Annotated in this window: 27 protein-coding genes; 2 read left to right on the forward strand and 25 right to left on the reverse strand. The window is 39.1% G+C overall.

The features are described 5' to 3' along the window. Window positions 1-34: 34 nt before the first annotated feature. The 17 genes from MKY98_RS17725 to MKY98_RS17805 form a co-directional block, all read right to left on the reverse strand. The gene (locus tag MKY98_RS17725) at window positions 35-811 is read right to left on the reverse strand and encodes a (2Fe-2S)-binding protein (protein ID WP_069010397.1); all 777 of its coding nucleotides are present in this window, start codon (window positions 809-811) and stop codon (window positions 35-37) included. 1 nt (window position 812) lies between these two features. Then, window positions 813-1853, reverse strand: a complete 1041-nt coding sequence (locus MKY98_RS17730) for an ABC transporter substrate-binding protein (RefSeq protein ID WP_069010396.1) — start codon at window positions 1851-1853, stop codon at window positions 813-815. A 709-nt stretch (window positions 1854-2562) separates the two neighbouring features. Further along, window positions 2563-2940, reverse strand: a complete 378-nt coding sequence (locus MKY98_RS17735; protein WP_013372313.1) for a retropepsin-like aspartic protease — start codon at window positions 2938-2940, stop codon at window positions 2563-2565. After that, window positions 2941-3183, reverse strand: coding sequence for a hypothetical protein (locus tag MKY98_RS17740; protein WP_013372314.1), 243 nt, complete (start codon window positions 3181-3183; stop codon window positions 2941-2943). It lies immediately after the preceding gene. A gap of 199 nt (window positions 3184-3382) precedes the next feature. Beyond that, window positions 3383-4000, reverse strand: coding sequence for a hypothetical protein (locus tag MKY98_RS17745; RefSeq protein WP_230585174.1), 618 nt, complete (start codon window positions 3998-4000; stop codon window positions 3383-3385). A 293-nt stretch (window positions 4001-4293) separates the two neighbouring features. Beyond that, the gene (locus MKY98_RS17750; protein WP_341011443.1) at window positions 4294-5535 is read right to left on the reverse strand and encodes a caspase family protein; all 1242 of its coding nucleotides are present in this window, start codon (window positions 5533-5535) and stop codon (window positions 4294-4296) included. Between the two features lie 390 nt (window positions 5536-5925). Continuing rightward, window positions 5926-6342: a DUF2569 family protein gene (locus MKY98_RS17755; protein WP_029515461.1), complete on the reverse strand. Its 417-nt coding sequence runs from the start codon at window positions 6340-6342 to the stop codon at window positions 5926-5928. A gap of 92 nt (window positions 6343-6434) precedes the next feature. Continuing rightward, window positions 6435-6869 (reverse strand): hypothetical protein, encoded by a 435-nt coding sequence (locus MKY98_RS17760; protein WP_069010395.1) that lies wholly within the window; start codon window positions 6867-6869, stop codon window positions 6435-6437. A gap of 169 nt (window positions 6870-7038) precedes the next feature. Beyond that, window positions 7039-7527: a hypothetical protein gene (locus MKY98_RS17765; RefSeq protein ID WP_069010394.1), complete on the reverse strand. Its 489-nt coding sequence runs from the start codon at window positions 7525-7527 to the stop codon at window positions 7039-7041. Between the two features lie 147 nt (window positions 7528-7674). Further along, window positions 7675-8205, reverse strand: a complete 531-nt coding sequence (locus tag MKY98_RS17770) for a hypothetical protein (protein WP_069010393.1) — start codon at window positions 8203-8205, stop codon at window positions 7675-7677. 266 nt (window positions 8206-8471) lie between these two features. Next, a complete protein-coding gene (locus MKY98_RS17775) occupies window positions 8472-9284 on the reverse strand; it encodes a class I SAM-dependent methyltransferase (protein ID WP_013372320.1) in 813 nt (270 codons plus the stop codon). A 212-nt stretch (window positions 9285-9496) separates the two neighbouring features. Continuing rightward, window positions 9497-10156 (reverse strand): hypothetical protein, encoded by a 660-nt coding sequence (locus MKY98_RS17780; RefSeq protein WP_069010392.1) that lies wholly within the window; start codon window positions 10154-10156, stop codon window positions 9497-9499. Window positions 10157-10782: 626 nt separating this feature from the next. After that, on the reverse strand, window positions 10783-11388 hold the full coding sequence (locus MKY98_RS17785; protein WP_013372319.1) for a class I SAM-dependent methyltransferase: 606 nt from the start codon (window positions 11386-11388) through the stop codon (window positions 10783-10785). Window positions 11389-11637: 249 nt separating this feature from the next. Next, complete coding sequence (locus MKY98_RS17790) at window positions 11638-12450, reverse strand: DUF2785 domain-containing protein (protein WP_069010391.1); 813 nt, start codon at window positions 12448-12450, stop codon at window positions 11638-11640. Window positions 12451-12579: 129 nt separating this feature from the next. After that, window positions 12580-13458 carry a hypothetical protein gene (locus MKY98_RS17795; protein ID WP_069010390.1) on the reverse strand — a complete coding sequence of 293 codons (879 nt, stop codon included), beginning with the start codon at window positions 13456-13458 and terminating at the stop codon, window positions 12580-12582. Between the two features lie 199 nt (window positions 13459-13657). Further along, window positions 13658-14344 (reverse strand): hypothetical protein, encoded by a 687-nt coding sequence (locus tag MKY98_RS17800; RefSeq protein WP_069010389.1) that lies wholly within the window; start codon window positions 14342-14344, stop codon window positions 13658-13660. A gap of 289 nt (window positions 14345-14633) precedes the next feature. Further along, the gene (locus MKY98_RS17805; protein WP_010345194.1) at window positions 14634-14837 is read right to left on the reverse strand and encodes a helix-turn-helix domain-containing protein; all 204 of its coding nucleotides are present in this window, start codon (window positions 14835-14837) and stop codon (window positions 14634-14636) included. Window positions 14838-15008: 171 nt separating this feature from the next. On the opposite strand from MKY98_RS17805, the gene MKY98_RS17810 reads away from it, so the two are divergent. Further along, window positions 15009-15296 (forward strand): hypothetical protein, encoded by a 288-nt coding sequence (locus MKY98_RS17810; RefSeq protein ID WP_129549708.1) that lies wholly within the window; start codon window positions 15009-15011, stop codon window positions 15294-15296. Between the two features lie 193 nt (window positions 15297-15489). Here MKY98_RS17810 and MKY98_RS17815 read toward each other — a convergent pair whose 3' ends face one another. From MKY98_RS17815 to MKY98_RS17845, 7 genes are all read right to left on the reverse strand, one after another. After that, entirely contained in the window at window positions 15490-15729 is a 240-nt protein-coding gene (locus MKY98_RS17815; protein WP_069010536.1) for a hypothetical protein, read from the reverse strand. 255 nt (window positions 15730-15984) lie between these two features. Beyond that, window positions 15985-16356 carry a hypothetical protein gene (locus MKY98_RS17820; RefSeq protein WP_040103232.1) on the reverse strand — a complete coding sequence of 124 codons (372 nt, stop codon included), beginning with the start codon at window positions 16354-16356 and terminating at the stop codon, window positions 15985-15987. A gap of 150 nt (window positions 16357-16506) precedes the next feature. Next, complete coding sequence (locus MKY98_RS17825) at window positions 16507-17004, reverse strand: hypothetical protein (RefSeq protein ID WP_069010535.1); 498 nt, start codon at window positions 17002-17004, stop codon at window positions 16507-16509. 140 nt (window positions 17005-17144) lie between these two features. After that, window positions 17145-18017 (reverse strand): site-specific tyrosine recombinase/integron integrase, encoded by an 873-nt coding sequence (gene xerA, locus MKY98_RS17830; RefSeq protein WP_256026033.1) that lies wholly within the window; start codon window positions 18015-18017, stop codon window positions 17145-17147. A gap of 277 nt (window positions 18018-18294) precedes the next feature. After that, window positions 18295-20358: a methyl-accepting chemotaxis protein gene (locus MKY98_RS17835; RefSeq protein WP_069010534.1), complete on the reverse strand. Its 2064-nt coding sequence runs from the start codon at window positions 20356-20358 to the stop codon at window positions 18295-18297. A gap of 284 nt (window positions 20359-20642) precedes the next feature. Continuing rightward, on the reverse strand, window positions 20643-21182 hold the full coding sequence (locus tag MKY98_RS17840; protein ID WP_069010533.1) for a CueP family metal-binding protein: 540 nt from the start codon (window positions 21180-21182) through the stop codon (window positions 20643-20645). Window positions 21183-21411: 229 nt separating this feature from the next. Further along, on the reverse strand, window positions 21412-23799 hold the full coding sequence (locus MKY98_RS17845; RefSeq protein ID WP_069010532.1) for a polyprenyl synthetase family protein: 2388 nt from the start codon (window positions 23797-23799) through the stop codon (window positions 21412-21414). Window positions 23800-23976: 177 nt separating this feature from the next. Here MKY98_RS17845 and MKY98_RS17850 point away from each other — a divergent pair, with 177 nt between their 5' ends. Next, entirely contained in the window at window positions 23977-24546 is a 570-nt protein-coding gene (locus tag MKY98_RS17850) for a TerD family protein (protein WP_069010531.1), read from the forward strand. A gap of 43 nt (window positions 24547-24589) precedes the next feature. Here MKY98_RS17850 and MKY98_RS17855 read toward each other — a convergent pair whose 3' ends face one another. Then, window positions 24590-25510: a hypothetical protein gene (locus MKY98_RS17855; protein ID WP_069010530.1), complete on the reverse strand. Its 921-nt coding sequence runs from the start codon at window positions 25508-25510 to the stop codon at window positions 24590-24592. Between the last annotated feature and the right edge of the window lie 144 nt (window positions 25511-25654).

The following is a 25654-nucleotide window of genomic DNA, read 5'->3' on the forward strand; positions in this document are numbered from 1 at the left end:
AGGCCTGTCAGCAAAAGTAAAATTGTTGCTGTTGTCATTTTAATTGAGATTTATTCTCATTGTCAATTTTCGGACATTTTCTGCAATATTCCCCTGACATCTGGTAATAAAAACAACAGGTGGTACGCTTGCTTTTCACGGCTGGAAAGCTGTCCTTATTTTTTGTGAACCGGGTGAACGGATTTCTTTTTACACCGAACAAATGCCCGGGCGCTCCTTGCGTCAGATATAAAAAATCTGCCTGGATGTGCTGACTTTCTTGCTCAGCATTGTCTACTTCAGGAGTATATAATGGGACAATGCGTATCATGATATTCTCCCAAAGGATACTCATCGAAAGAGGAGCAATTGCAGCAAGCGTCTTTAACAGCGGTGCAAGGTGTAACGCAAACATCTCCTTTACCACCTTTTCCCGCCACACTTCCCTGTCTCCAGTTAGTGCTTCTGCCCGAAGCCCGTTCATAGCTAGAAAAGGAAAATGCGTCCCCCCCTCATTAGCTGTGAGCGTCGGATGATAGAGAAAGCTGTTGTCTAGCCGAAAAGAAACATGCTGATGATGAACGGTCATCGCGGTCAGCAACGGAGCAATCCACAGGTAGCCGATTCGCTTAGCTAACATCGAAGCAGCTACCCTCATGTCAGGCGCACCAATATACTCTTGAAGCCAGCTTAAATACTCTCGGCATGCAGCTTCTTCATGTAGTTGACTCAAAGCAATAATACGGACATTATCTTCAGACGGCTCACCAAGCCGAATCGAGTGTTCTTCCACCGTTTGCTGCCATAAGTCAGTCGATAGATAATGGTCCATTTTAATTCGATCCCAACAGTGCTTCCGATGCCTGATCTACAATAATATTAATTGCAAGTGGGCCATAATAAGCGATCCAAAGTGTAGAATTAACATCATATGCACGGTTATTTTTGACTGCATCAAGGGATTTCCATACTGAACTGCTATCCAAAGCCTCTGCCTCTGCCGCAAACAACTCATCAGACAGAACAAAATAATGATCTGCACCAATCTCAGGAACTTTCTCCATCGAGATTTCAACGGAGGTATCATCTTTGATCTTCTGGACTAATGCAGGCATTTTTAAGCCCAAATCCTCATACAGAATGCCGCCTGTTCGATGCTCAAGACCATGAACACGAATGCCTTCTTTTCTCGGACGAATAAGTGCTACCGTTTCCTCTCCCAACTTCTCCGACAGCTTCTCCTTCAGTCCTGCAATTTTGTCCTCATAAGCCTTACGCACAGTTTCTGCCTCTGCCTGCTTACCTGTGATCGCAGCCACCGTAGCTAACGTATCTCGCCAATCCTCGTAGAAGTCAAGTACGATTGTGGGTGCTATTTTGCTTACACTCTCATACTCTTTCTCTTGAAAATCAGTCATTAAAATAAGATCCGGGTCCAATGCTACAATCGCTTCCAGATTGGGCTTGTCCCGTGTACCTAAAACCTGTACGTCACCCGGCTTATCGCCTAAATATTCCGGAAATGTGGTATTGCCTTCAGCGATAACACTGCCTGCCGGCTGCTCGCCAACGGCTAGCAATTGATCCAGAAATTTGACATCAAGCACAGCAATTTTCTTTGGTTTCTCGTTAAGCGTATACTGACCCTTCATATGCGAGATCGTAACCGGGAAGGCTCCGGCAGTCTGAGACGCTCCATTCGAAGGCGTGTCCGTTGGAGTTGTAGCAGACTCATTGCCGCCATTTGTACCTGCTCCGGCACCGCAAGCCGTCAGTACAAGAACAAGGGCCAGCATCCAGCCCATTAAAAATCGTGATTTATGGTTAGCATGTGCCATGCTTCCGGCAGCTTGCCTCTTTGTTCCTTTATTCATGGTGAATCCTCCTTATGTATGATAATGATTTTCATTATCGAAATATAAGGCGAGTATAATATATCTCCACATCGCGTTACCATGTACTTTTGCGACATTTCAGCCGGACTAATGCGACATGTAAACCGCTATATCTTCATTTACAATTCTATCAGCTCTTTTACTAATTACTGCATAATCATCGTCTAATGTATCAAGCCAATAAAACCAAGAATCTCCCATTTTTTCTTTCCATTCATTTAGGAGTTCCGTTATTTCTAATCTAGCAACAACTATTTGATCTTCATTTTCTTCAAAAGAATATTTTTCTTTTCATTGATTTCTACCTCTTGCGTCAATGTACATTCCATATCCATTTGTTCCATTGAAACTACAACAGAGGTTTGTATGATAAATTTGTGGATGCTCTTCATTAAATTCTGAATGTGGAAACTCATAAAATGTTCCTTTGGATTCATAAGCCATATTCGGTGAAACATCTATCTTTAATACCCTTTCGTCCGCAGATATTTCTAAAACATTTTGCTTTCTCCTTTTATCAAGTATCTCCTATAACGTTCTTGTATTTATGAACCCGTTAGGGGGTGTCTGCTGAAATTCCTCTCCGAAACTCATCCCGCAGACCAAGGTTCCATCGAAAACATAGTGTAAATATTGTGTTAAGTGAAGTTCAACTTTTTTTTGAATAACCTTTTTAAATTTAATGGCTTTATGAACGAGAGAGTTTAAAGTTCTCTAGATCTACATTGAATTTGCCTTTTACCAATATGTCTAATCCCAATAATCCGTTGATATTGTGATATTTAAATGAAGTAAAATCTATGAGTACATCTCTTAAAATAAAATCTCCTACCTGTATTCCCTTGATCCGTTTGGAAAATGCGTGTTCTTTCCCTCCAATTCCGTAACTTGTTATGATTTCGTCATCCATCCCGACCTGAATCCCAATATCATCTACTTCATCCTGTGAAATCAATGTATGGCTTGCTCCTGTGTCAATAACTATGTTATTTATGACTTTCTTTTCTCCATTAAAATGGACTGTTATTTCGGTGAACAACAGCCCATCCCTATATTCAATTTTCATTTATAGATTTCTCCTTAAACCAACATTCTTCCGAACCTTCACAATGACCTGGTCCTTAGAAGTATGATAAACCAAGGTTTTGTCTCGGCTATTCAACAACTCTCTTGTTGCTTCTTCGTCACTTACAGGACCAATCACAGCGACGTCATCTATGATTTCTTTATTTTCTGTCTCTTCGAAATGAAGAATTTCAAACTTTACAAATTGATTCGGGAAGATTTGTTGTACTTCTTGCCACTTCACATTAATCCCTCCTGTCCTTTTATGGTTACATTATATCATTTAATTAGAATTTCACTTAACGTTCCTGTATTCACGACCCTAGCGAATGCTGGGATGTCTGGCCTCTGCTGGACCGAGGGTACATGCCCGGTGCGTGAGTATATTGTTTAAGTAAAGTCACTTATCTTCGAGTTATATTCGTCACGATTTAGAAAAATTCTCAATATAATGTTTCATAAAAATTATAATTATCATGACTTGAATCAATATTAAATATCTGTCTATCTGTTACACCTTTCTCTCTTACTTCTATTTTTATGTTTCTTTGGTTACGTTTAAACTTGATATCTAGAAAAACTTCTTTTATTAAATCGTGTTCTATTTGACTATCTCCCGGGAAATTAAAAATATGTTTTTCTGTACTTGCATTGAATAGTGCAACAATATCTATAAAGTCTGACACTTGTTCTTTATTTGGAACAACAAATTCATGTTCAACTAAATTCCTTACAGAATTTATTTTATTTAATATTCTAGGAGCAATAATTCCTAAGTTTTTTAAAGTCTCTATCTTCTTAGGTACATTCCATTTTTTTGAATTTCCAAAAAAACCAAATGCAATCATCAAACAATCAATTTGGCAGTCAAGAGATCTCTTTGCATTTGAGAGAGCATTTATTAAACTGTGTTTTTCAGTTCCCGATTCTAAATCAAATTCAGCAAAGGACAAGTATTCTGAAGGCGTAACATCAAATGGTATATCTATTTCTTCATGTCCACGAGAACTCCAATAACTATTATCATTACTTAGAAAATCAATCACCTCAGAAAATTCCATAAGATCAACTCCAATTTAGTATTTAGGTGATTTCACATAACGTTCTTGTATTCTCGAACCCGAGAACCTTAAGGCCGGCTTGACCGGCCGGGTTCGCTTGCAGACTTAGGTTCGCAGGGTTATCTGCCTGACTTCACTTCCTCGAAATGCCTCGGGCAGATCAAGGCTCCGCCAGGAGCCGCAGCGTGAATATGTTGTTATCTGATGGATCTGCCCCACATCTCCGAATTAAGACAGGACGTCGACCCACATTTAATTACTAATGTTATAATATATTTCAACTGAATATCTATTTACTCGTCAATTTCATTTAATAATTCTTTTTCAATTTCCTTTTCAAGCAAAAAATATCTTCTAATTTCATCCCAGCAATCCGAAAAGATTTCTTGAATCTCTACTTCCTCTACATTGTAATCACTAGAATCTGTATATATTTTAAGTTCATCATTAGCAACGTCGAATTCAGAATTAAATATTGTATCACCCATTGGGTGTAGGCCTGAAATTTTTAAGGATAGCCCCAGAGAAACAGTTATTTCTCTCGTTTTGTCATCTTCGTAAAGAAATGCACTAATGTTGAATTTATCATCACTTCTCTCAAATATAACTTCTTCCTCCCACTCGTACTCCATTAGAAAATCCATAATTTCTTCTAATATCTTTCTTATTTCATTCTTAACCTTACTAATCCTTATACAATACGCCTCTACATCTATTTCTTTCAATCCTTCATAATCATACATTGGAAAATGTCTTCCATCATTCTCGAGACCTCTAAGATGAGCAATTATCAAGTCATTTTCAAAATCAATAATAAGCCTTTCAGGAATAAATATAAAATCAATATAATTATTACTTACTTCAGAATTAGCTCCTGAAACTTCATAAATAATAAATGTATTTGAGCTAGAGACTTCGGCCCATGGTTTTTGAGTTCCTCTTATGTCTGTACTAGATTTAATATAATCCGGAACTATTTTTCCTAAATAATTCTGCAATGATGTACTAGTAATAAATCGTTCACGTTCAACTGCTTCGGGGGCTTCTCCATTTAATGCCTTTATCAGAAAATGTGTCCATATTCCATGTTCTAGTTCTGGACTACCGTATGATTTCTCTCCACGTGAACATGACAGAAACATAGCTCTATAATTGCTTGATCGCACAAAATCGCTAAACTCTTTGGTATTCATATCAGCAATAAAATCTCTGCTAACTAATTGCTCATCAATATAACTCGCACATGCATCTATAAATATCAAACATTGATTACATCTTGAGTTTCTTAGTGGCTCCATTAATATTCGGTTTAGTGAAACAGTAGTTTCTTGTATATTATTTGGGTGAGTGTCCCACGTTGTTATTTTGTTATATCCTCCATCATAAAATCCATGACCAGCATAATAGAAAATAAATCGATCACTTTCAGTAAGATTTGATATCTCATATTGAAGTTCTTCATTAAGCGCGGATTTTGTCGCATCAACATCAAGCCAAAGCTTAATATTTTCTTGAGGTACTTTAAGATTATTTATAAGCCATTGTTAAAATGCTATTGCATCATTCCTCGCATAATCAACTGTCTTGATTCTAAATTGATAATTTTCCACTGCTATTATTACTGCGAATGTATTCCCATGAAATCCTGAATTCATAAAACACCACCCATGAATCTGTATAATTTCTTCGAGCAACAGGACGTTGCGAATATAATACTTTCACTCTCTCTGGGGCAGATCTTTCAGATAACGTTCTTGTATTCTCGAACCCTCACTGGTTTAAGGAGCGAACGTGCCGGGTCCGACGGACTTAGCCAGTGCAGGGTTGTCCGGCTGCTTCCACTCCCCCAAAATGTCTCTGCCGGACCGAGGGCCGAATGGCCCGATGCGTGAATATTTTGTTATCTGATGCCAATGCCTTCTTGATTAACTTTCAAATGTTGCTTTGACTCGTTTTGAGTTTTTAAAATACAAAATCCATATTGATCCAAAAATAATTGTAGAGATTAAACTTGGGAGTTCATCTATTTTGTTAATTGTGAGAATGAAGTTTAAAAATCCAAATATTATAGTGATTATTTCAATTTGAATTATTATATTTGGTCCTTTCCTTTTCTTCTTCAATATAAGCACTAGAGAAACAATAATTAAGACTTCAGAAAATAAATATATTCCGACAGAAATAGTTCTAGCAAGATTCCAACCAATTGTTCCAACTAACATATAAATATAAAATTCGAAATAAAGACCTATTAAATTACTTATAAGTAGATAAAAAGAATAGATCACAAAGAGAAGCAGCCAGCCTTTAATTCCACTCATACTATTCTGAGATAATTGCATTATTGGCTCCTTAATTTTTGTCTTTTATTTGCATTGAGCATTGGTTTCAGATAACGTTGTTGTATTCACGACGCCCCACCACCTTAAAATAACTATTCAACCTTTACTTCAGCAATAAAGAAATTCTCTCCAGGTATTGAATATCCAGCCATTCTTCTTATCATTGACAATTGACCAACATGTGTCATTGCATCTGATAATGGTCCTTGAATCAGTTTTTCGATAATTCTATCTTTGTTTGGTATTCCATTTGATTTCATTAAATTGTCTAAGTTATGCAGCTCATTAAAAAATGTCTGTACTTCGTCATTCCAGTTTCCTGATTCTTTCTTAAGTTGTACTTGGTTATCAAAAACGGATTGGGCATATCTTATGACATCAGACATGTGTGCCAAAATTTCAATTGGAGTTCTTACACCGTTACCGAGCTCATAATTCGGGTAATTACTTGGAGCATTTAGAATTGCTTTTGAACATCGATACCTGAGAGACGAGAGGTAATGTCTTAAAAAGTAAATTTCATCCATTTTTATTATCCCCTTTTCTAATTCTTCTCTTTTTAAAGGTCTACCGATCTTTCATATAACGTTCTTGTATTCATGACCTAGCGCATGCTGGGTGTCCGGCGACTGCCGGACCGAGGACGAATGTCCGATGCATGAATATTATGTTATCTGCTGTTTCTCACTTCTTTGACTAAACAGTAAGCAAGTCTTTTAACGACCATTCATTATCATTTCCGTCTTTTGAAACAAACCAAATATGAGTGTATTTTTCTGGCTTGTATATCTCATTTTTATTTCTAAGAAAATCACTCATTCCGAATATAGGAGAAGCGTTCCTAATTAAAAGCGCTATTGGATATGCAGCATCATACTTCTCTATCTTTTTTTCCTTCTGTTTCAGTAGTTCATTAAGAACCTGCATATAGCTGGCTGAATTTTCTAATCCATGCATTTCCTCAGCCGATCTTCCAAATAACATTTTAGCTTCGTCGGCATCGTAGAATAGGTGAGTTACTTCTAGACCTACTAATCCATCTTTTATGCTCTTTAAGATATAATCTGGACGCTCACGTCTCTCTATTACTTCTAAGTGATCTTCGCGATTTAAATTATATAAATCTACAAAGATGCTAACGGCAGCTTCTTCTAAGGCAGATTTTTCATCATCATGATTTTTCATTACTTCTCCCTCCCTAAATATATTTGAGAAATTGCAGATAACGTTTCTGTATTCACGACCACAGCGTATGCTGAGGTGTCCGGCTCCTGCCGTACCAAGGACGAATGTCCGCAACGTGAATATTATGTTAAGTGATGTTCCTCTGAATTACCTATCAAATACGTCTTGAAAATATTTATCCATTAATCCTTTATTCTTAAATCTGTCTTTAATATGTTCTTTTGCTCTTAAACAAGCATTTTTATAACCTTCACTTCTCATACTGTCCGCAAGAAAAACCATTTCAATTATTGGATCACTTGGTTCCAACTCGTATGCTTTGGACAGCATGTTTTTCCCTATGCTTTCCCAATGCTCATAGTCTCCAAAATGATGAGGAAACAAAGTGATCATATAACCGAAAATCAATAAAAACTGCGTCTCTTTCGAGAAATTATGTATCCCTTCTTCTGTAATTTCGTTTAGTGTCAATTCAATCATTTCATAATCGTTATCATCAAGCCCCTGAGTAACAAACGTATTTCCAGATTCGACACTCAAATACCAGGATATAAAACCTAAATTCAAGCATATACTCAAGTCACGCTTCCCTTTGTCCCACTCTCTTTTCGTTGACAGAAAGGCTTCTTGATAATTTTTTGCAGTCTCAAATTGATTTAATTGATCTCCATTAATCATCCTCTAGCTTCCTTTCAATTTTGCCTCGGAATTTCACTTAACGTTCCTGTATTCACGAACCCTCACTGCCTTAAGCGACCAACGGGAGCGGCCGCGATGCGGTTAGGCAGTGCAGGGTTGTCCGCCTGTTAATCTTCCCTGAAAATCCTCGGGCGGACCAAGAGGCGCGACAGCGACCCGCAGCGTGAATGTTTTGTTATCGGATGTCAATACCTTCCTCGAACCTCTAAAAATCTTGGAGTCAGTTTCGCTTTTGTTTTTATATCTTATAGTTTTCTTGCCTTTATCACAAAAGTTACTGGAAGCATTTTTGCTCTCTTTGCCATATCGCTGTTATCATCCCGCAATTGCATAAACTCATAATCACATTCCTCAATCATTAGCTCAATTACAAACCCAGCTTTTGCAAGCGCGTTTACATAAGTTGACAGCATACGGTCCGCTAACAATAGCTCACCTTCATCAACTGCCACCGGATACCAACCTTCATTAAAGTAACTCTTATTAATTACAAACCTATCATTTTCTGTAGTAACCCATCTGTGTATAGGGTGAGACCAACTGAAAATAAATAGCCCGTCTTTTTTAAGGTAAGAAGATATTCGTCGAAAGGTACCCTCAAGATCGGTGGTCCAACCTATGGCATAAATTGAATAAACATAGTCAAAATAATCCGTCGGGATGCCGCATTCTTCTTCCATGGGAGAACATATCAATTTTGCTGCTATTCCACATGACTTCAAATGTTGCGCTGCCTTTTCTATTTGTCTTTCTGAAATATCCACAGCCCATAGTTCAGATGCGTTTCGTTCCCCTTGATATTGCAAGGATTGACCATTTCCGCAGCCGATCTCCAGCAGTTTTTTTCCTGAGATATCACCAAAGAGCTGGCAATTTTCTTCTGAGATAAATGCTCCATAATAAGGGAGCACGATTGCTTTTAAGAAGTCATTTCCTTTGGTATCCCAATATAGGCTGTTTGTTTTATGAACAACATTCTTTTTTAAGTCTTCCGAGCTGCCGACACCATTTTCCCCGTCAACAATAATGCTTCTTCTATTTAATGAATTCTTGTCCATGAAGGCACCTTCTCTTAGTAGATATTTATGTTTGAGCATTTCAGATTTGCATTAATTTCTGATAACGTTTGTGTATCTACGAACCCTCACCACCTTAAGGACCGTAGGTCCGGCCGCGATGCGGTTAGGTGGTGCAGGGTTGTCTGGTGAATAGGCTTCCTCAAAATCCCTCTTGCAGACCAAGGCCGTCAGGACGCAGCGTATATACGATGTTAACTAATGTTCCGGCCTCCTTCGAAATAATCAATACTCTGGTCTTTAAATAGTTCTTTCAATTCCCTTGATGTTTCACTAACAAAGATCTTAATAATTTCTGCTTTAAAATAGATAGGTGCTATATGAGGTTCATTCTTTAGATCTTGCAGCCATCTCACCTTATTATCCCTATACTGATTGACTTCAAGCTGCGTAATGTAAGGATTTATTGTATATCCCTTAGCTTTTAAGAGTTTTGTAAACAGTTTTTCAGTACTTCCCATTGATCTTAAGAGATCAAATTCTACTTGGCTAACTTCAAGGTTATATGTCTTTCTAATATCATTCTTTTCGCCTCTGTAGTTTTTCTCAAAATCGAAATAGACGGTATCTGTCCACCTTAAATCTGTATAAATATGTGAAAAGTAACCTATAACAAAGTCCTTCCATTCTGGCCCCGCTTGCTTCAGTAAATATTCCTTGCACTTCTCCATGATCAATTCCTTGGCTGGTAATTTATCGTTATGTACGAGATGAGTCACACCTTTTTCTTCCCTGGATACCTTCCCTCTCATATGAATCGCATCCGGAGCAATACTGCCTAATAAAAAATTGGGTGAGGGGGCATTAATAGAAAGGTTTTCTGAAATTGCAAAGTGTACCATAGGCCAAGGCAAATTAATTCCTCCTTTGATATTTCCTTCAATCATGAACTTGTCGGAATTTCAGTTAACGTTTTTGTATTCATGAACCCCGAAGGGGTTGTCTGCTGAAATGCCTCTCCGAAATCCTTCTCACAGACCTAGGCTCCAACGGGGCCGCAGCTTGAATATTATGTTATGTGTAGTTATCACTCCATTGATTGACATTCTAATTTACGCCTTCCAACCCATCTCTTTATACAATCTTTTAATCTGTTTTATAAAACTATCATCTTCTTTTCCCTTATTTATAATCTCTTCATCTGTGGTTACAGCCCATCTAAAAAATTGTTCAATGCTCCCGCAGCTACGTTTAAATCCTTTGGCCAACTTCAGTATGTTTTCTTTAGTTGGTGCAAATGATAATACTACCGGAAGTTACGCATAACGTTCCCGCATTCACGACGTCTCAGCGCCTTAAGGCCCGTATAGGGCCGGCTGCCGCTTGCGGCAGTTAGGCGGTGGGATGTGTCCGGTGAATTCACTCCCCCGAAATGCCTCTTCCGGACCAAGTGGCGGACTTGACCCGCCACGCAGCGTTGAATGCGATGTTAACAGATGTCCACGACCTCTTCGAATTACATACGATAAATCTTATATATTCATTTCTTTAATATGTAATCAATAAATCCTTGTCGTATTTTTTTGCCCTCATAGATTCTTTCCAAAACTCGATCTTCTTTATAGATTAATTTCATATCATCAAACATCGCATCAGCTTCATTGTAATCATAATACGAATGGATAACTGGCTCATTATCTTCAATCTGTTCATATTGGTTATCTCCTAAATCAACACCTTCTCCAACCCGAAAATCCTTAACGGTTAGGAAATTCACAAATAATACTCCATTGGGTTTCAATACCCGTTTCATTTCATTGATTGATTGTTTCACATCTTCTTTTCTCATATGAAACACCGAGTTATATGAATACACAAAACTAATCGACTCGTCACTAAATGATAAAGATCTCATATCACCATGTTGTATATTTAAATTCTGTCCTCTCATTTCTGCAAATCGATTCGCTTTTTGAAACTGTTCAACATTCATTTCTATTCCAATAGTTTTGTATCCATAATGGACAAATAGACTTAATGGAGGGGAATCACCTCCCGCCCCGCAGTCCAATACCGTTCTTTCCATACCGCTTTCATTACATAAAGCTAAAAATCTATACAGTGGTACTTGTCTGAAAAGCTCCACAACAATCGTCTCCTTCGTCTTTTGGTTTTATAGTTTTATTGTTTCGTGGATTTCTGCTAACGTTTGGCATTGACGTTCAAGCAGCTTAAGTGACCGCAGGGAACAGGTCGTCAGACTTAGCTGGTTGAATGTATCGCCTGAATAATCTTCTTGCAAATCCTCCTAGCGATCAAGGGCGAATGCCCGCAGTAGGAATGTTGTGTTATCGGATGTTCGGGACTTCTTCGATTTAACTAAAGTTTAGTTTTTTTAGAGCTGGTTTAATGTTTTTAGTATTTCTTTAGTTATATCCTCAGATCCGCTAATATTCAGTAATTTAAAATATACACTTCGCAAAAGATTCTTGATGTTCCCTCTAATTATGTAATATTGTGGATATATTTCTAATCTTTCAATGCCCCCAAGCTGTTGCACCCAATTAATTAAAATATCTTTCATAAGGATATCACGCTTTACAATTTGAATTACTACTTCTGCCATTCTTTCATCTTCATCGTTTATAAAATAATAGTTATTAACACAAGCCTTTTCCCCTATCAACTCTAAAATAACCAATAAATGTTTCTGAGAATAATAAGATGCGGCTGAAATAGAATCTAAACCATCAGCAGCATGTGCAATCGAATGTGCCCATCCCTTATCTAATATATATCCTCTAAAATCCTTCTCAAGTTCAAAATATAATGTCATTCTAGAGTAAATATATTCATATTCATGTTCAGTTAAATAATTAAAAATATCGTTATAATGTAAAGCAAGCGGAATGAACAGGGCTGAAAAAGAACGTGTAAACACTGTATCTTGATCGTTATCACCAATTCCATAGAATAAATGATCATCATCTAAAGTCACGTATAATACTTGTCTGACTAATTCTATACTTAGTTCTTGATTCATTATCCATCTATATAAAGTTCCATAAATGAGCTTATCCCTTAATTCGTCATCAATCGACCCAATGTGTTTAATCATTTCATGAACTACTTGATCTATGTCTGTTCCATTAGGAACTTTATAATTATTATCTCTTACATCTTTTAGAAAGCTTTTAATGCTGTTCATTTATTTCTCCTTATTTTTAGGGTTCCCCCCGAATTTCCGATAACGTTCCTGTATTCACGACCTCGGCGAATGCCAAGGTGTCCGGCTGTTTCTGGACCGAGAGCGTATGCCCGATGCGTGAATATTATGTTAAGTGATTTTGTCGTCATCCTCGAATATATTTTCAAGTATATGTTGTTGTTTCCTAATTCTATATTCTTCTGCATCAACATGTTTCATGATTGTATGAACTGATTCTAAAGTAAGTTGGCTAACCGTAAGGACATCGTTTCCTTGTCTCAGTGCTTCTTTAATAAAGCTATTCGAGTAGACAGTAGGTGTAAGTGGCTTTCCTGTTATTTTCTTATTTAATATTTTCACTTTTTCACTCACATAGTTTTCATCAATTTTAAATATTTTCTCGAAAGGATTAATGGTTTGTTGCGAATTAAAATAAACTCTGACAAGGTTTACAACTGTACTTTTTAACGGGATATTTATTGTACTTTCACCAAATTCAAAAAACAATGATACATACTCGTTTCCAAAACTAAATTGGTAATGCGTTAAATTAGCTACATACTTTCTACTTAAACCTGTATATAACAGTAAACCGAGCAAAAGCCTATCTTCTATTTTTTCATTTGAATCTTTAATAAAGCTCTGGATTTGTATTAATTCAACCCGACTAATATAGTCTAGCAATTTAGATTGAAGAACAGGTTTATTTACTCCTTTCATAACATCGCTCTGTAAATTGTCTGATAAATACATGTATCTGAAAAAACCATTGAAAGCTCTAAAATAATTCAACTTTTCCGCATCCGAACTTTCTAATTGATCTATATATGTATTCAAATCGTGGAAGTTAATTGTATTAAGGGGGCGTAGTATGTTATGTTTCTGAGACATATACTCATTAAAGAATTTCTTAATTCTTGTTTGATAAAATAACTTCGATTGTTTATTGGGTATTGTTACTAAATAATTTTCAAGATTCTCTTGTGCTGTATCGATATGCTTGTACATATGTTTTAACTCCTTTGCGACAATTTCACTTAACGCTTTTGTATTCACGACTCAGTGTATGCTGAGTGTCTGGCGAATGCCAGACCAAGGACGTATGTCCGCAGCGTGAATATTATGTTAACTGATGTCTCCTACTTCCTGAAAGATCCACAAAATTACTAATAAAGGTTTCAAACATTTTTTTAAATTTTCTTAGGTCTTAATCCTGAGTTTTATTCTTTTTAAAGTACTTTTCAAATACTTCGTTTCCAATACCAATTTCCGGAATCACCTTATTTAATATTCCTTCTAGAGTAGAGTCAAATTCATTCAGAAAAGGTACAAGTTCGTTGAAATTAAATCCATTTATAATTAGCTCTAATTTATGACTACTTCCTCCAGTAAAATTAATATCATCTGGAAGCGCTTGATAGTGCACAATTTTATTCCTAATACTTATAATCTCTCGTACTTGATTAATCATTTTATCTGATAGCGTCTCACTCGTTGTCAACTTAAAAAACCATCCTATTTTGTCTGGAATCTTGAGTCCAGTGATAGCTTTTGTAATTTCATCTGCTTCGAGTCCTTGCTTTAATGAAAGCACCTCTCGATAAAAGTGATTAAGGATATGTTCTATACAAGTTCCTGCCATGATAAATGCACTTTTAAATCTCTCTGACTTTATTTCGGATTCGGTAGCTTCAATAAATTCGCTATAATTGATCATCTGAATTTGAAGTTCATCTACTAATGCTATGCCTCTTTCTATAATTTCTGCTCTATACTCAGAATCGTCAATCTTATCTATATTAAGCTCACCCGAACGAATTAAGTTTGTTAGTAAAACGGGTAAAAAAGTCTCTGCAATTCTAGTAATCATTTTTTCATCTTGTAATATCTCCACAGTAATTTTCCTCTCTGCATAATTTAGTGATTTTATTTACTCGCACTAAATTATTTACTTGAACTAATTCATTAACAATAACAACAATATTAAAGAGGTCTTTCGTTGGTTTCGGAGATTTCAGTTAACGTTTCTGTATTCATGAATCCCGAAGGGGTTGCCTGCTGCAATGCCTCTCCGAAATCCTTCCCGGCAGACCAAGGCTCCAAAGGAGCCGCTGCTTGAATATTATGTTATACGATGGAATCACTTCTTCGATTAACCAGCATTCATTCTTGATTCTAATCTGTCATTGTTCTGCTATATGTTCCAATAAATCTCCTGGCTGACAACCTAAAGCCGCACATAATTTATCAATCACTTCTAATGACACATATTCGTTTGTATTGAGTTTCGCCATTGTAGCAGACGAAATACCCGTCATTTTCAATAAATCCTGCTTCTTAATCTCCCTGTCGATCAATAATTTTTGAAAAGGTTTATAACTAATCATCTGATATTCCTTTCACACATCAAGTGAATTTTTCTTTAATTATATGAAAGTATATTTTCTTTATCAAAAACATCTTCAACATGTATTGACTTAATTATTTGATATGATAAAATTATGTTTAATAAGTTGAACTTTTATTCATAAAATTAAATACATTGGATGGTGTTCAAAATGCATAATTCTTTAGAAGTCTTACTTGATTCACTGATTCATACTCGAATTGAATCTTTATATGGTGAGCTTATCAAAAACAACTCCAGCTACAACCAGTTCTCATCCGAACGGAATCTCTACTTCAAGCAGTTACATGAAGGAGTACCGGAGAATATACAGAAGACCCTATTCCTTTACGATGATGCTGAGCTTTCTGTTCAAGCTATTTTAGAACGTGAAATTTATTTGCAAGGTTTTAAGGACGCTCTTCACCTGCATAACGAATTACATATATATTTAGATTGAGAGCCTTCTGGCTCTTTTTCATTTTGATTCTGTCGTATAACGTTCCTGTATTCACGACCCAGCGCATGCTGGGTGTCCGACGCATGTCGGACCAAGAGCGAATGCTCGAAGCGTGAATATTATGTTATCCGATGCTGCTGACTACTTCGGTTAATCTACTAACCATGTTTCTATCTATTGCTCGCTTGTTATTTTAATAAATCGGTTTATATATTCGATCTGTATCTGTGTCTATTACATAATCTATTCTGAGACTTTCAATCTTTTGCACTTCCTTAAGGTTTAAATATTCTTTCAATTTCATAGGTATGTCTTTTGTTTTGGAACAGGTCTCTTTTGCCTTCTCATAGATTTCTACTATTTCTTGGTGATCAATATCTCGGTCACTAACCAAGAGACAGTGTATGTAGTAACCATCAACTTCAATAATCATAATCGATCACCCATCATTGTAATGTGTTTTTTTAATCTTTGATCTATTGAGATCTTCTTATTTCTAAAATATTTCTTTATGTTTATATAGGGCCTCAGCAGTTTCGGATAACGTTTCTATATTCATGAACCCCAAAGGGGTTGTCTGCTGGAATCCCTCTTCGAAATCCATCTACGCAGACCAAGGCTCTGTTAGGAGCCGCAGCTTGAATATTATGTTATGTGTAGTTATCACTCCATTGATTGACACCCTAATTTACGCCTTCCAACCCATCTCTTTATACAATCTTCTAATCTGTTTTATAAAACTATCATCTTCCCTTCCCTTATTTATAATCTCTTCATCGGTGGTTACAGCCCACCTAAAAATTTGTTCAATACTCCCGTAACTACGTTTAAATCCTTTGGCCAACTTCAGTATGTTTTCTTTAGTTGCGGCAAATGATAATACTACTCTTAACTCTTCATCTGTCCAAGGTCTCCCCTTATTTTCTGTACTATACGCTTGTTTTTTCTCATATTCAAAAATCAACAATTTCGTTTTGTGGATTACTTGGTCTGTTGTTAGTTCTTCAATTCCTTCATTAAGTAATTCAATTAATCTATCTTTATATTCTTTCTTTTTCATAGATTTCCCCTCCATGATCTTTTCAGTAATTACGCATAACGTTCCTGTATTCACGACCCAGCATATGCTGGGTGTCCGGCGCATGCCGGGCCAAGGACGAATGTCCGCAGCGTGAATATTATGTTATGTGATGTCTGCTTCTTCTTCGAACTACTTAGACAGCTTGTTTGATTTCTTTGCCATGATTTTAAACTCTTCATATTTCTCTTTAGCAGTTTTAATTTTACTTTCCACTACATAAGGAGCATCATCTGAAAAACTGGGTAGTTTCTCATTTATGTAATCGTATAATGATTTTTTCTCAGCAGTCGTCGGAATTATCGGCGCAACAGGTATAGGTAGTGGCTTATCTTCTACTTCTATTCCTTCATGCAAATCAGCCATCCCAAAAGAAAGAAAATTATGAATAGCTCTTTTTCTATCTTCTTCTGTCTGTTTATAATTTCCGTCCGAATCTAAATGGAATCTATCAAATTCCACCATAAGTAGTTTATGCGGCTTCCTGTCTTTATTCCTGTAATATAAGATCACTTCAAGTACTTCCTCACCTGCTAATTGAGGAACAGATTTATGCTTATGATCTTTAGGTCGAGCGATCTTTATAACTTTGCCTGCACGAGATACAAATAAATATCTGCTTTGAATCATCTATCTCACTCTTTCTCTCTTATTTAAGCTGATTTCACATAACGTCTTATTTACGAACTTCCGAAAGAATACTCTCTTTGTCATATTCACGAACTTCGTGAATCCTGCACTTTTCTCCTTCTTCCCGCACTTTCTGCGTTTCAATCCTCCAGCCCGCTCATCCGATCCAACGGACTTTGAATCCGCCCAATGTCCCGTCTGCTCACATGTGTATACCGCTCCGTCGTTCGCACACTCTGATGCCCTAGCAGTTCCTGAATATAGCGAAGATCAATCCCATTCTCCAGCAAGTGGGTCGCAAAGGAATGCCTTAGCGAATGGATACTCACCTGTTTGCCAATGCCCGCTTCAGCCAGCGCTTTTTCAAACACTTTCTGCGCTGAACGTTCCGTCAGGTGGCGGCCTTCCCTCTGCCCTGGAAACAGCCAGTCTGCTGGCTGCTCCACCCCTATATACTGCTCGACCACCGCAAAAGCCGCTTCGGATAGCAGCGTTTGCCGATCCTTCCTGCCCTTTCCCTGACGAACTTTCAGTACTTTCCGTTCACGGTCGCAGTCTTCAAGACGCAACCTCACCACTTCGCTTACCCGCAGCCCGGATGTATACGTCAGGTACAGAATAGCCTTATGCTTTAGATTTTTCACTGCTTTCAACAGACGCATAACCTCATTCAGGGACAGCACATCTGGCAGTTTACTCTCCTTTTTCGGACGAACATAGGCGGCGGATTTGGGCTGCTTTAGCACATGGCGAAAGTAAAATTTCAGCGCGCTGATCGCTTGGTTAACATAAGCGTGCGAAAGGCCTTTTTCGAGCAGCGCCAACGCATATTTTTGCACCGCCGCATCATTTATGCTTGCTTCGGTCCCTTGCAATCCGGCAAAAAAACGTTCCGTTTGCGATATGTATGCTTTAATCGTCTTGCTGCTGTAGCCCCTTGCCACCAATGCATCGCGCATTTCTTGCCGCTGATCCGAATTCCATTCACCTCGTTCCGAAGATGAGGGAACCACATTAGCCTGCGCGTCCCGCCGATCGTTTTTTCATCCCGATAAAGTAGGTTTATCTTCATCTCACTTGCCTCCTTAGTATATCAGCCGTTCAAAAAATTGGAAATCTAATTTTACACAAAAAAAGGGACTTAAGATGGATATTCATCTTAAGTCCCTGATTCTTTCAGAGTGAATTATTGATCCATTAAGTCCAATTTTCATCATCATAAAGTGTCTTGCCTTTACTTGTCCCGTTCCTCCGTCACATCATCCCATAGCATCGCCGCCACCTACCTTGTTACTCAACCTTAAACTGTTTTAATTCGTCTTGCAGCTTAGTGGACAATTGGTTTAATTGTTTGGAGAGTTCAGCAACCTGTTCGAAGCTCTCCAATTGTTCCTGCGTGCTGGCGCTAACCTCTTCGGTTGAAGCAGAATTCTCTTCGGTGGTGGAAGAGATGATTTCCAGCGCCTGCAAAATCTCATCTTTATGCTTGTGGACTTTGGAGGTGTTGGTGCTGATCTGGATCATTCGCAATTTCAAATCTTCCAAATCCTTGTTAATGCTAAAGAATACTTGCTTGGTGTCCTCCACCGATCTCGCATTTTCTTCTGCAATTTTCAGACCATGAACGGTATGCTCAACCGATACGCTAGTTTTTTCTTCGATGACACGGACCTTCTTGTAGATTTCCTGTGTCGCCAGCGCCGTCTGCTCAGCCAGCTTGCGAACCTCCCCGGCAACTACCGCAAACCCTTTGCCCTGTTCTCCTGCACGTGCAGCTTCAATGGAAGCATTGAGCGCCAGCAGGTTGGTCTGTGTTGCAATTTGGTTGACCGTATCCACAATGCCTGAAATCTCGTGACGGCTCAGATCGATATCCTGAATAATAGCCGACATCGCTTGTGTGGAGTTATGATTTTCTTCCGCCCATTTGGAAAGCTGATCTACTACTGCAAGCCCTTGTCCGCTTTGTTCGGCCGAAGTTTGTACCATCGATTCGATAGCTTTGGTATCATTGGCAATTTCGTCAATTTGGCCGGATAAGGCTCCGGTTTTTTGTAAAATGTTATCCGTCTCGATGGATTGGTAGTTCGTTGCATTGGCAATCTCATTAATTGCTGTCGCCGTATCGTTCATGGTGATTGCGGTTCTGGAAGAAATGGATTGCAAATCATTTGAAGACTGATTCAAGACTTGAGCTGAGCCACCCACCATTTGGAGCATGCCTTGAATTTTTTGAACCATATTGTAAATTCCTTGAGAAATTTGCCCGATTTCGTTGTTGGAATGCGTATCAAACTGAACGGTCAAATCTCCATTTTCAATCAGTTTGATTTTGGCAAGCAATTTCGGGATTGATCTCAACAGATAGCGGAGCGTTATATAACAAATCACAACCAGCAGAATGGTGGCTGCAGCAAAACCGCCAATCGTAATCCAGGTAAAGGCTTTTAATTCTGTGAGCACCTCTTCTTCAGAAATGGTTAAGCCAACAGACCATCCCGTATCTTTACTGGTTGCATACCCAATATAACGAGGTTCCCCATTATCATTAATGAGCTGTACTCCGGACTCACCAGCAATCATTTTCTTTCCGATCTCCCCAAGATCACCTGTGCTTTCGTTAATCTTTTCTTTCAGCACTTTATTTTGATCGGGGTGATACAAAATATCACCTGTTTTGGATGCAAGAATCGAATAGCCTGTGCTTCCAAGCGAATAGCTTTGCATAACGGCCGGGATGTCTTTGAAAGCAATATCGACAGCAGCAAATCCGATTAATTGGTTACTGCTATCTTTGATCGGATAGAAAATGCCCATGAGCACATTACCCGAATTGACGTCCTTATAGGGTTCTGAGTAGTATAAACCGTTTGCTTCAACTGCCGGTTTAAAGTACGGGCGTGTATGGATATCGAAATCCGGTTTGGAAGCAACACCATCATTCTGAAGAAAGAAGCCTTTACCAGATATTCCTGCAATCCAGGCGTCGGCAAAAGATGGCTCTGCCTTTACAATGGCTGCCAAAGTCGCTACTGTTTCCGCAGCATAAGGAGAAGTTTTCACCATTTCTGCCGATGGGGTGGTTTCTAAATATTGCTTAAAAGTGTTGTTCGTTGACATTTGCTGGACAAGTGAGCCCTTTTCCTTAAACAACGCATCGAATTGACTAACGATGGCCTGCGTCTTGGTCTGGAGCATGGCCTCTTGCTGCTTGACAAGTATGCTTCGCGTGCTTGCAAACATGAACGTCCCCAAGATTGCAAAGACGACAACGATAATAACTAACAAGACCATGGCCAATGTGTTCGCGATGCTGGATGATCTGGATACGCGCTTCTTCATATTTTGTGACATGCTGCCATCTCCCCGAGTAATATTGAGCGAAAAGCTCTTAGATAATATGTCGGAAGTTTGCAGCTATTTCAATAGGTTTTTAGTATATACAATTTAAAGTTTCGCTATCTGATTCCTCATAGATTCCCACCTAACCTGTTCCGCAACTCCAGCAAAAGATTAGGGCAGCACAAAGAGCCTCCGTCAGACGTAGGCTCTTTACTAAAAGCTATGTATGAACGCAGGGTTATGTGGACTTAAAGTGTACGAGCGATCAGTAAGCTCAACCCCTTTATTCTCTGTCGTTAACCTAACTGCATCGTTGTGATACATGTATCGTCTTTCTCATATGTAGAGAATTCAGTTTCAGCCGTTTTACCTTCATGATTGACGCTAATGCGGTAGGTTTTATCCCTCGGCAGCCATAGATCAATAAAACCATTGGGTTGTGATTTCATGGCAGCATTCTCCATGATGACATTCCCTTCGGAGTCGTGAACGGTCACATTGAATTCTCCGTTTTTTATTTCGCCTTGGCAGCCGGTTAGACTATGAATTGCACAAGGGTGGGTCTGGTCTACATATGGCGCAATCGAAACAAAAAACTCGTTGTCAGGCAAATTATAAGTTATGGGTTGTGTATTGTCTCCATTAACAATTAACTGACTGGAATTAATGGAAGCGGATTGACCTGTTGCCTTGCCTGCGCTGAAATCATGCACCAATTGCTTGATATCTGTTGTCCCGAGCTTGTCCGCTCCTTCTTTCTGCATATTTCCTGCAATCAGGTACGTGCCCAATGCCGCAACAACCAACCCTGAAGCGACCAAGATTCCTTTTTTCATCTGGAGTTCATCTCCTTGTCCGTTTTTAAACATTATAATGTAGAACGCGCCGTAACGGACAAAATACGGTACTGAAGTCACCAGATATTCACATCTTTGCTTGTTTATCCAGACGTATCTGCGTTACATTAGATGATCACCAAAGAGGGGCAAGGAAGTATGAGCAACTCTACTGTCTCAACGTACAAACACCCCACCACTCCTATGGAGCTATGGGGCACAATTCTTTTTAACGATCCCGGTTCACAATATAATTCATTAAGTGCTTCAGAAAAGCGATATTGCGGGGTACCTCTTTTAATGCTTCCATGGCAAGGCAGTAGTGCTCCCACATTTCTTTACTGGCACCTTCGTAACCAAGGATGGACACGAAATTCGAGTTATTGTTATCCGAATCCTGTCCCACAGGTTTTCCAAGTAACAGCGTATCTCCTTCCACATCAAGCAAATCATCTTTAATCTGAAAAGCAATCCCCATATGATAGGCAAATTTCTGCAAAGCAGCAATCTCCAGCTCCTCGGCCTGTGCGAGCATGGCTGGCATAACGAGACAAGCCTCGAACGCCACTCCTGTTTTGTAAAAGCACATCATATTCAGCTGTTCCAAGGTCAAAGCCTTTCCTTTGGAATCCAGATCCATCGCCTGCCCCATACACATATCCTCTGCCTTACGAGCCGAGTATTGGATCAAGGCAAGCACAGTCTCAGCATTGAACTGGTTCAGTGACGATTGCTCCCCGATGGCCTTCTGGATCAGATATAGTCCGGTTAATTCCGCAGTAGCGCTATTGTGCACCTGATGTAATGTCTGACGCCCTCTACGGGTAGACGCGTTATCCTGGGAAGGCAAATCATCAAAAATCAGGGAGGCTGTATGCATATATTCCAATGATCTTAGAAGAGGCACGATTGCCGAAGCGTCTAAGCCATATTCATTCACACCCATGACCCAGGTCAATATAGGACGTATCCTTTTCCCATCCCCCTCAAGACTATAATTGGCAGCATCAATAAGATGTTCTTTCATGGCCTCGATCCCAGAAGGCTTGGTAATTTTCAATTGGTTGTTAATCTGGTCACGGACTGTTTTGACCATATTCATAAAGTCTTCTTTTTCCCTTGAATCATTTTTCAGTTGGGTAATCATCTGGTCTCGAAGCAGCTTATCCAAAAAATCTACATCCTCTGCTTTGCCCACTATCTTCTGGATGAGACGATTAAATTCCGGATTTCCGGATGCAAAAATCCCCATTATTTCATTGTACTTTTCTACACCTACCCGTTCTTTACAACGTTTGAGTCCATTTATTGCACGGTCCAGTATCACCTCGCGAGCCATAGCATCCGAGTCATATACGTTATGGATCAAATTCGAAATGACCGCCCAGTATAGTTCGAAGGGATTGATCAAATCCGATCTTTGATGATGATATTTTAAATAATAGGTATAGGGTGTTACCGCACCGTCCCTCATATCGTCGGCCATATCTGCAAAATCATCAGCAAGCTGGTTATAGATACCATAAAAGAATGTTCGTTGCTCAAACCCTTCATCCTCAGGAGCACTAATCACGGAACGGACAATCAAACGGGAAGAAGCAGATTTTAAAATAACGGGTATATAAAGCTCTTCATTGGTGTAATTAGCTCGTGTTAGATCCTTATCCCGGTCGATATCTTGAGAATGAAAGAAAACATAGGACTGCTCGAAAAAGGTTTGCTGTGTGTCTGGCCGCTGATGTGCCTTAATATACTCAAAAGCATCCGAGAGCTCCGAATGGATATAGCGAATGAACTTCATATGATCGCCGGACCAGTCGCCCAGTTCTGGCACAGATCCGGTAAGAAGCGCGGTACGTATCATATGGGAATATTGTTCTTTCTCTTGAACGGTCAACAGCTGAGAATCGAGCAGATCATCCATAAAAGGATAAGTCAACCCATAGGAATACCCAAGCCTGATGGCTTTATCCAGTCTGCGCGAACGTTCAACAGGTGACACGGCTTCGTCCATTTCTTCCATCACATGCAGAATAACCCCAATGATGATTTTAATCAGTTTGCGCTGGGCATGCTCTGCATCCATTTCCTCAGGAATATGAGAAGCTACAGAGTTAAGCTTGTTGATTAGCCAGATTACAGTGGTTTCGATCCCTTCCTTTTGAGACCACCGATACACCCCGGCTAAATTCATAAACTCCGCTTGGTCTCTCCTGTTAGCATGGGTGGGTTGAAGCAAATATCTTTTTACGTCAGCAATGACGCGCTGAATCCGGGTCTGTGTGTCGACAGAATCTAGAGCCTTGCCTAGATCCCTCATGTAAATATAAGAGACACTCCGCTTCAGATAATCATCCAGTTTCCCTGTGTAACTCAGCCATTGAATATATCTGTAGTAATCCCGGGTATCCGGCTTTCTCTTATTCCGCGAAAAGAAGGATAACCATGAAGAAGAATGGATATGATTCCTTTTCCATATATGGATATCTTCTGTAAGAGAGGTCACATAAGTTTTATTCTTGACCTGATTATAGAGTGATGCAAAATACTGAAGCGCCTTCTGTTCAGCCAGCTGATATCCTGTATCGGCTTGAAATTTTCCATTCATATGATGCATTACCTCAACTTCTCATTTTGTTAAACATGGTTGCATTTCTCCCTGAGGGAACGAATTTGGATCATGTTTTTATCTTTATACGGAATAAAGTCTGTGAAGTTACGAATAGATTATATCCTTCTATATATATGCTACAATCTCAGAGTAGAACGAAAATAATGATAGGGAGGCATAACGTTGAGTATTAGTCTAGTTAAAGGACAGAAGGTAGACCTAACCAAAAATAATCCATACTTATCCGTGCTAAAAGTAGGCCTTGGATGGGACCCTATGAAGGGTAGAAGCATGGATATTGATGCGTCAGCGCTGCTTCTTAATGAGAACGGCAAGCTGACCCAGACGAAAAATCTAGTATATTTCGGAAACAAAAATAGCCCTTGTGGGGCCGTCGTACATAGTGGTGACAACTTGACAGGACATGGCGACGGTGATGATGAAGTCATTACCGTCTCCCTCCAGCAACTACCACCGGAAGTGCATAGAGTCGTATTTATTGTGAATATATTCCGTTTTTTCAGCTTTGGTAGACGTAAAGATTTCAGTATGGTGAACAATGCTTATATTCGAGTATTGGATGCGTCCCAAGATGAAGAGATTCTCCGATACAACTTGACAGAGGACTATAAAGGGATGTGTAGTATCCGTGTAGGTGAAGTATACCGCTATGGAGGGGAGTGGAAATTCGGTGCTATTGGAGAAGGAAGCACCATTACCTCCCTGAATGAGCTTGTAAAAACGTATGAATAAGCATTTTTGGTGTTAAAGAAAAACCCACGTCTGACGTGGGTTTTTACGCTAACTCTCCTATAGTCACCTGATACAGCAGAGAACCTTCTCGGAGCAGCAGGCGGTCTTTTCTGAAATCCTGTTCGTGCGGCTGAAGGAACTCTTGATCGTCATTTAAAAATCGAATGTGTTGTCCTTTGCTTAAGTTGCCTGGCTTCACATTCTTTTTCAAGACATATTGTCCGTTCTTTCCATACCCGCCATCCAACAAAAAGTGATACCCATCTGTAGCCACCCCGGAGCAGCCGGAAATGCTCGGATTCATAAACGTAATATTCGTACGGTCGCTACCGGAAATACGCCCTAACGAAAAGTCTGAATAGTAATAAAACCAGATTTCCTGTTCGCTGACCACGTTCAAAGCATAGCAATCATGAATGTCTGCCGCTTGGTTTTCATATATTTTGTGTCCTTCTTTATTCCAGGCGACAAGGCCGGAGGACCCCACAGGCTCATTCCAACCATAATTCCCAAATATACCTTCATCAAAATAACTGGTCCAGATCGTACCTTCCCCTGTAACCTGAACACTCTGGATACCGTCTCCAAGCAGTAGTTCATTTATGGTACGGCCTTCATAATCAATAATTTTACCATTTAAATCATATTGGCCGGTTCCATAATAATGACAACGCGCTCCGACGAGCAGTAGATGATGATGTAGAGGCTGTACATAATGATAGTTAAACTGCTGTCCCTCCACATACACTTCTTCAATATGATCGTCTATAATGAGTATCTTGTAAGTACGTCTCTCTTTAAGAGAGGCAGGCGGGAACATCCCTCGTACTCGTTCCGGGATTTTATCAATTAGCAAAATATACACGCGCCCATCAGGGCCAAATTGGGTTGAAACAATCTCAAACCCTTTAGTATAGTTGGAAATATCGACAAATGAATGAAGCTGTTTATTTAGATGTGACAATGTAGTTCCTCCTCTGAAAGATCAGTAAAGTGAAGTATGATTTGTACTGGACTTCATTTTGTCATAACAACATGCTACTGAGGAGGGCGGAAGTATGGCGATATGGATAGTGATCCCAAGAGATGAGGCATCGGCAAAAATATT

The sequence above is a fragment of the Paenibacillus sp. FSL M8-0228 genome, assembly GCF_038007385.1.
Lineage (GTDB): Bacteria > Bacillota > Bacilli > Paenibacillales > Paenibacillaceae > Paenibacillus > Paenibacillus polymyxa_D.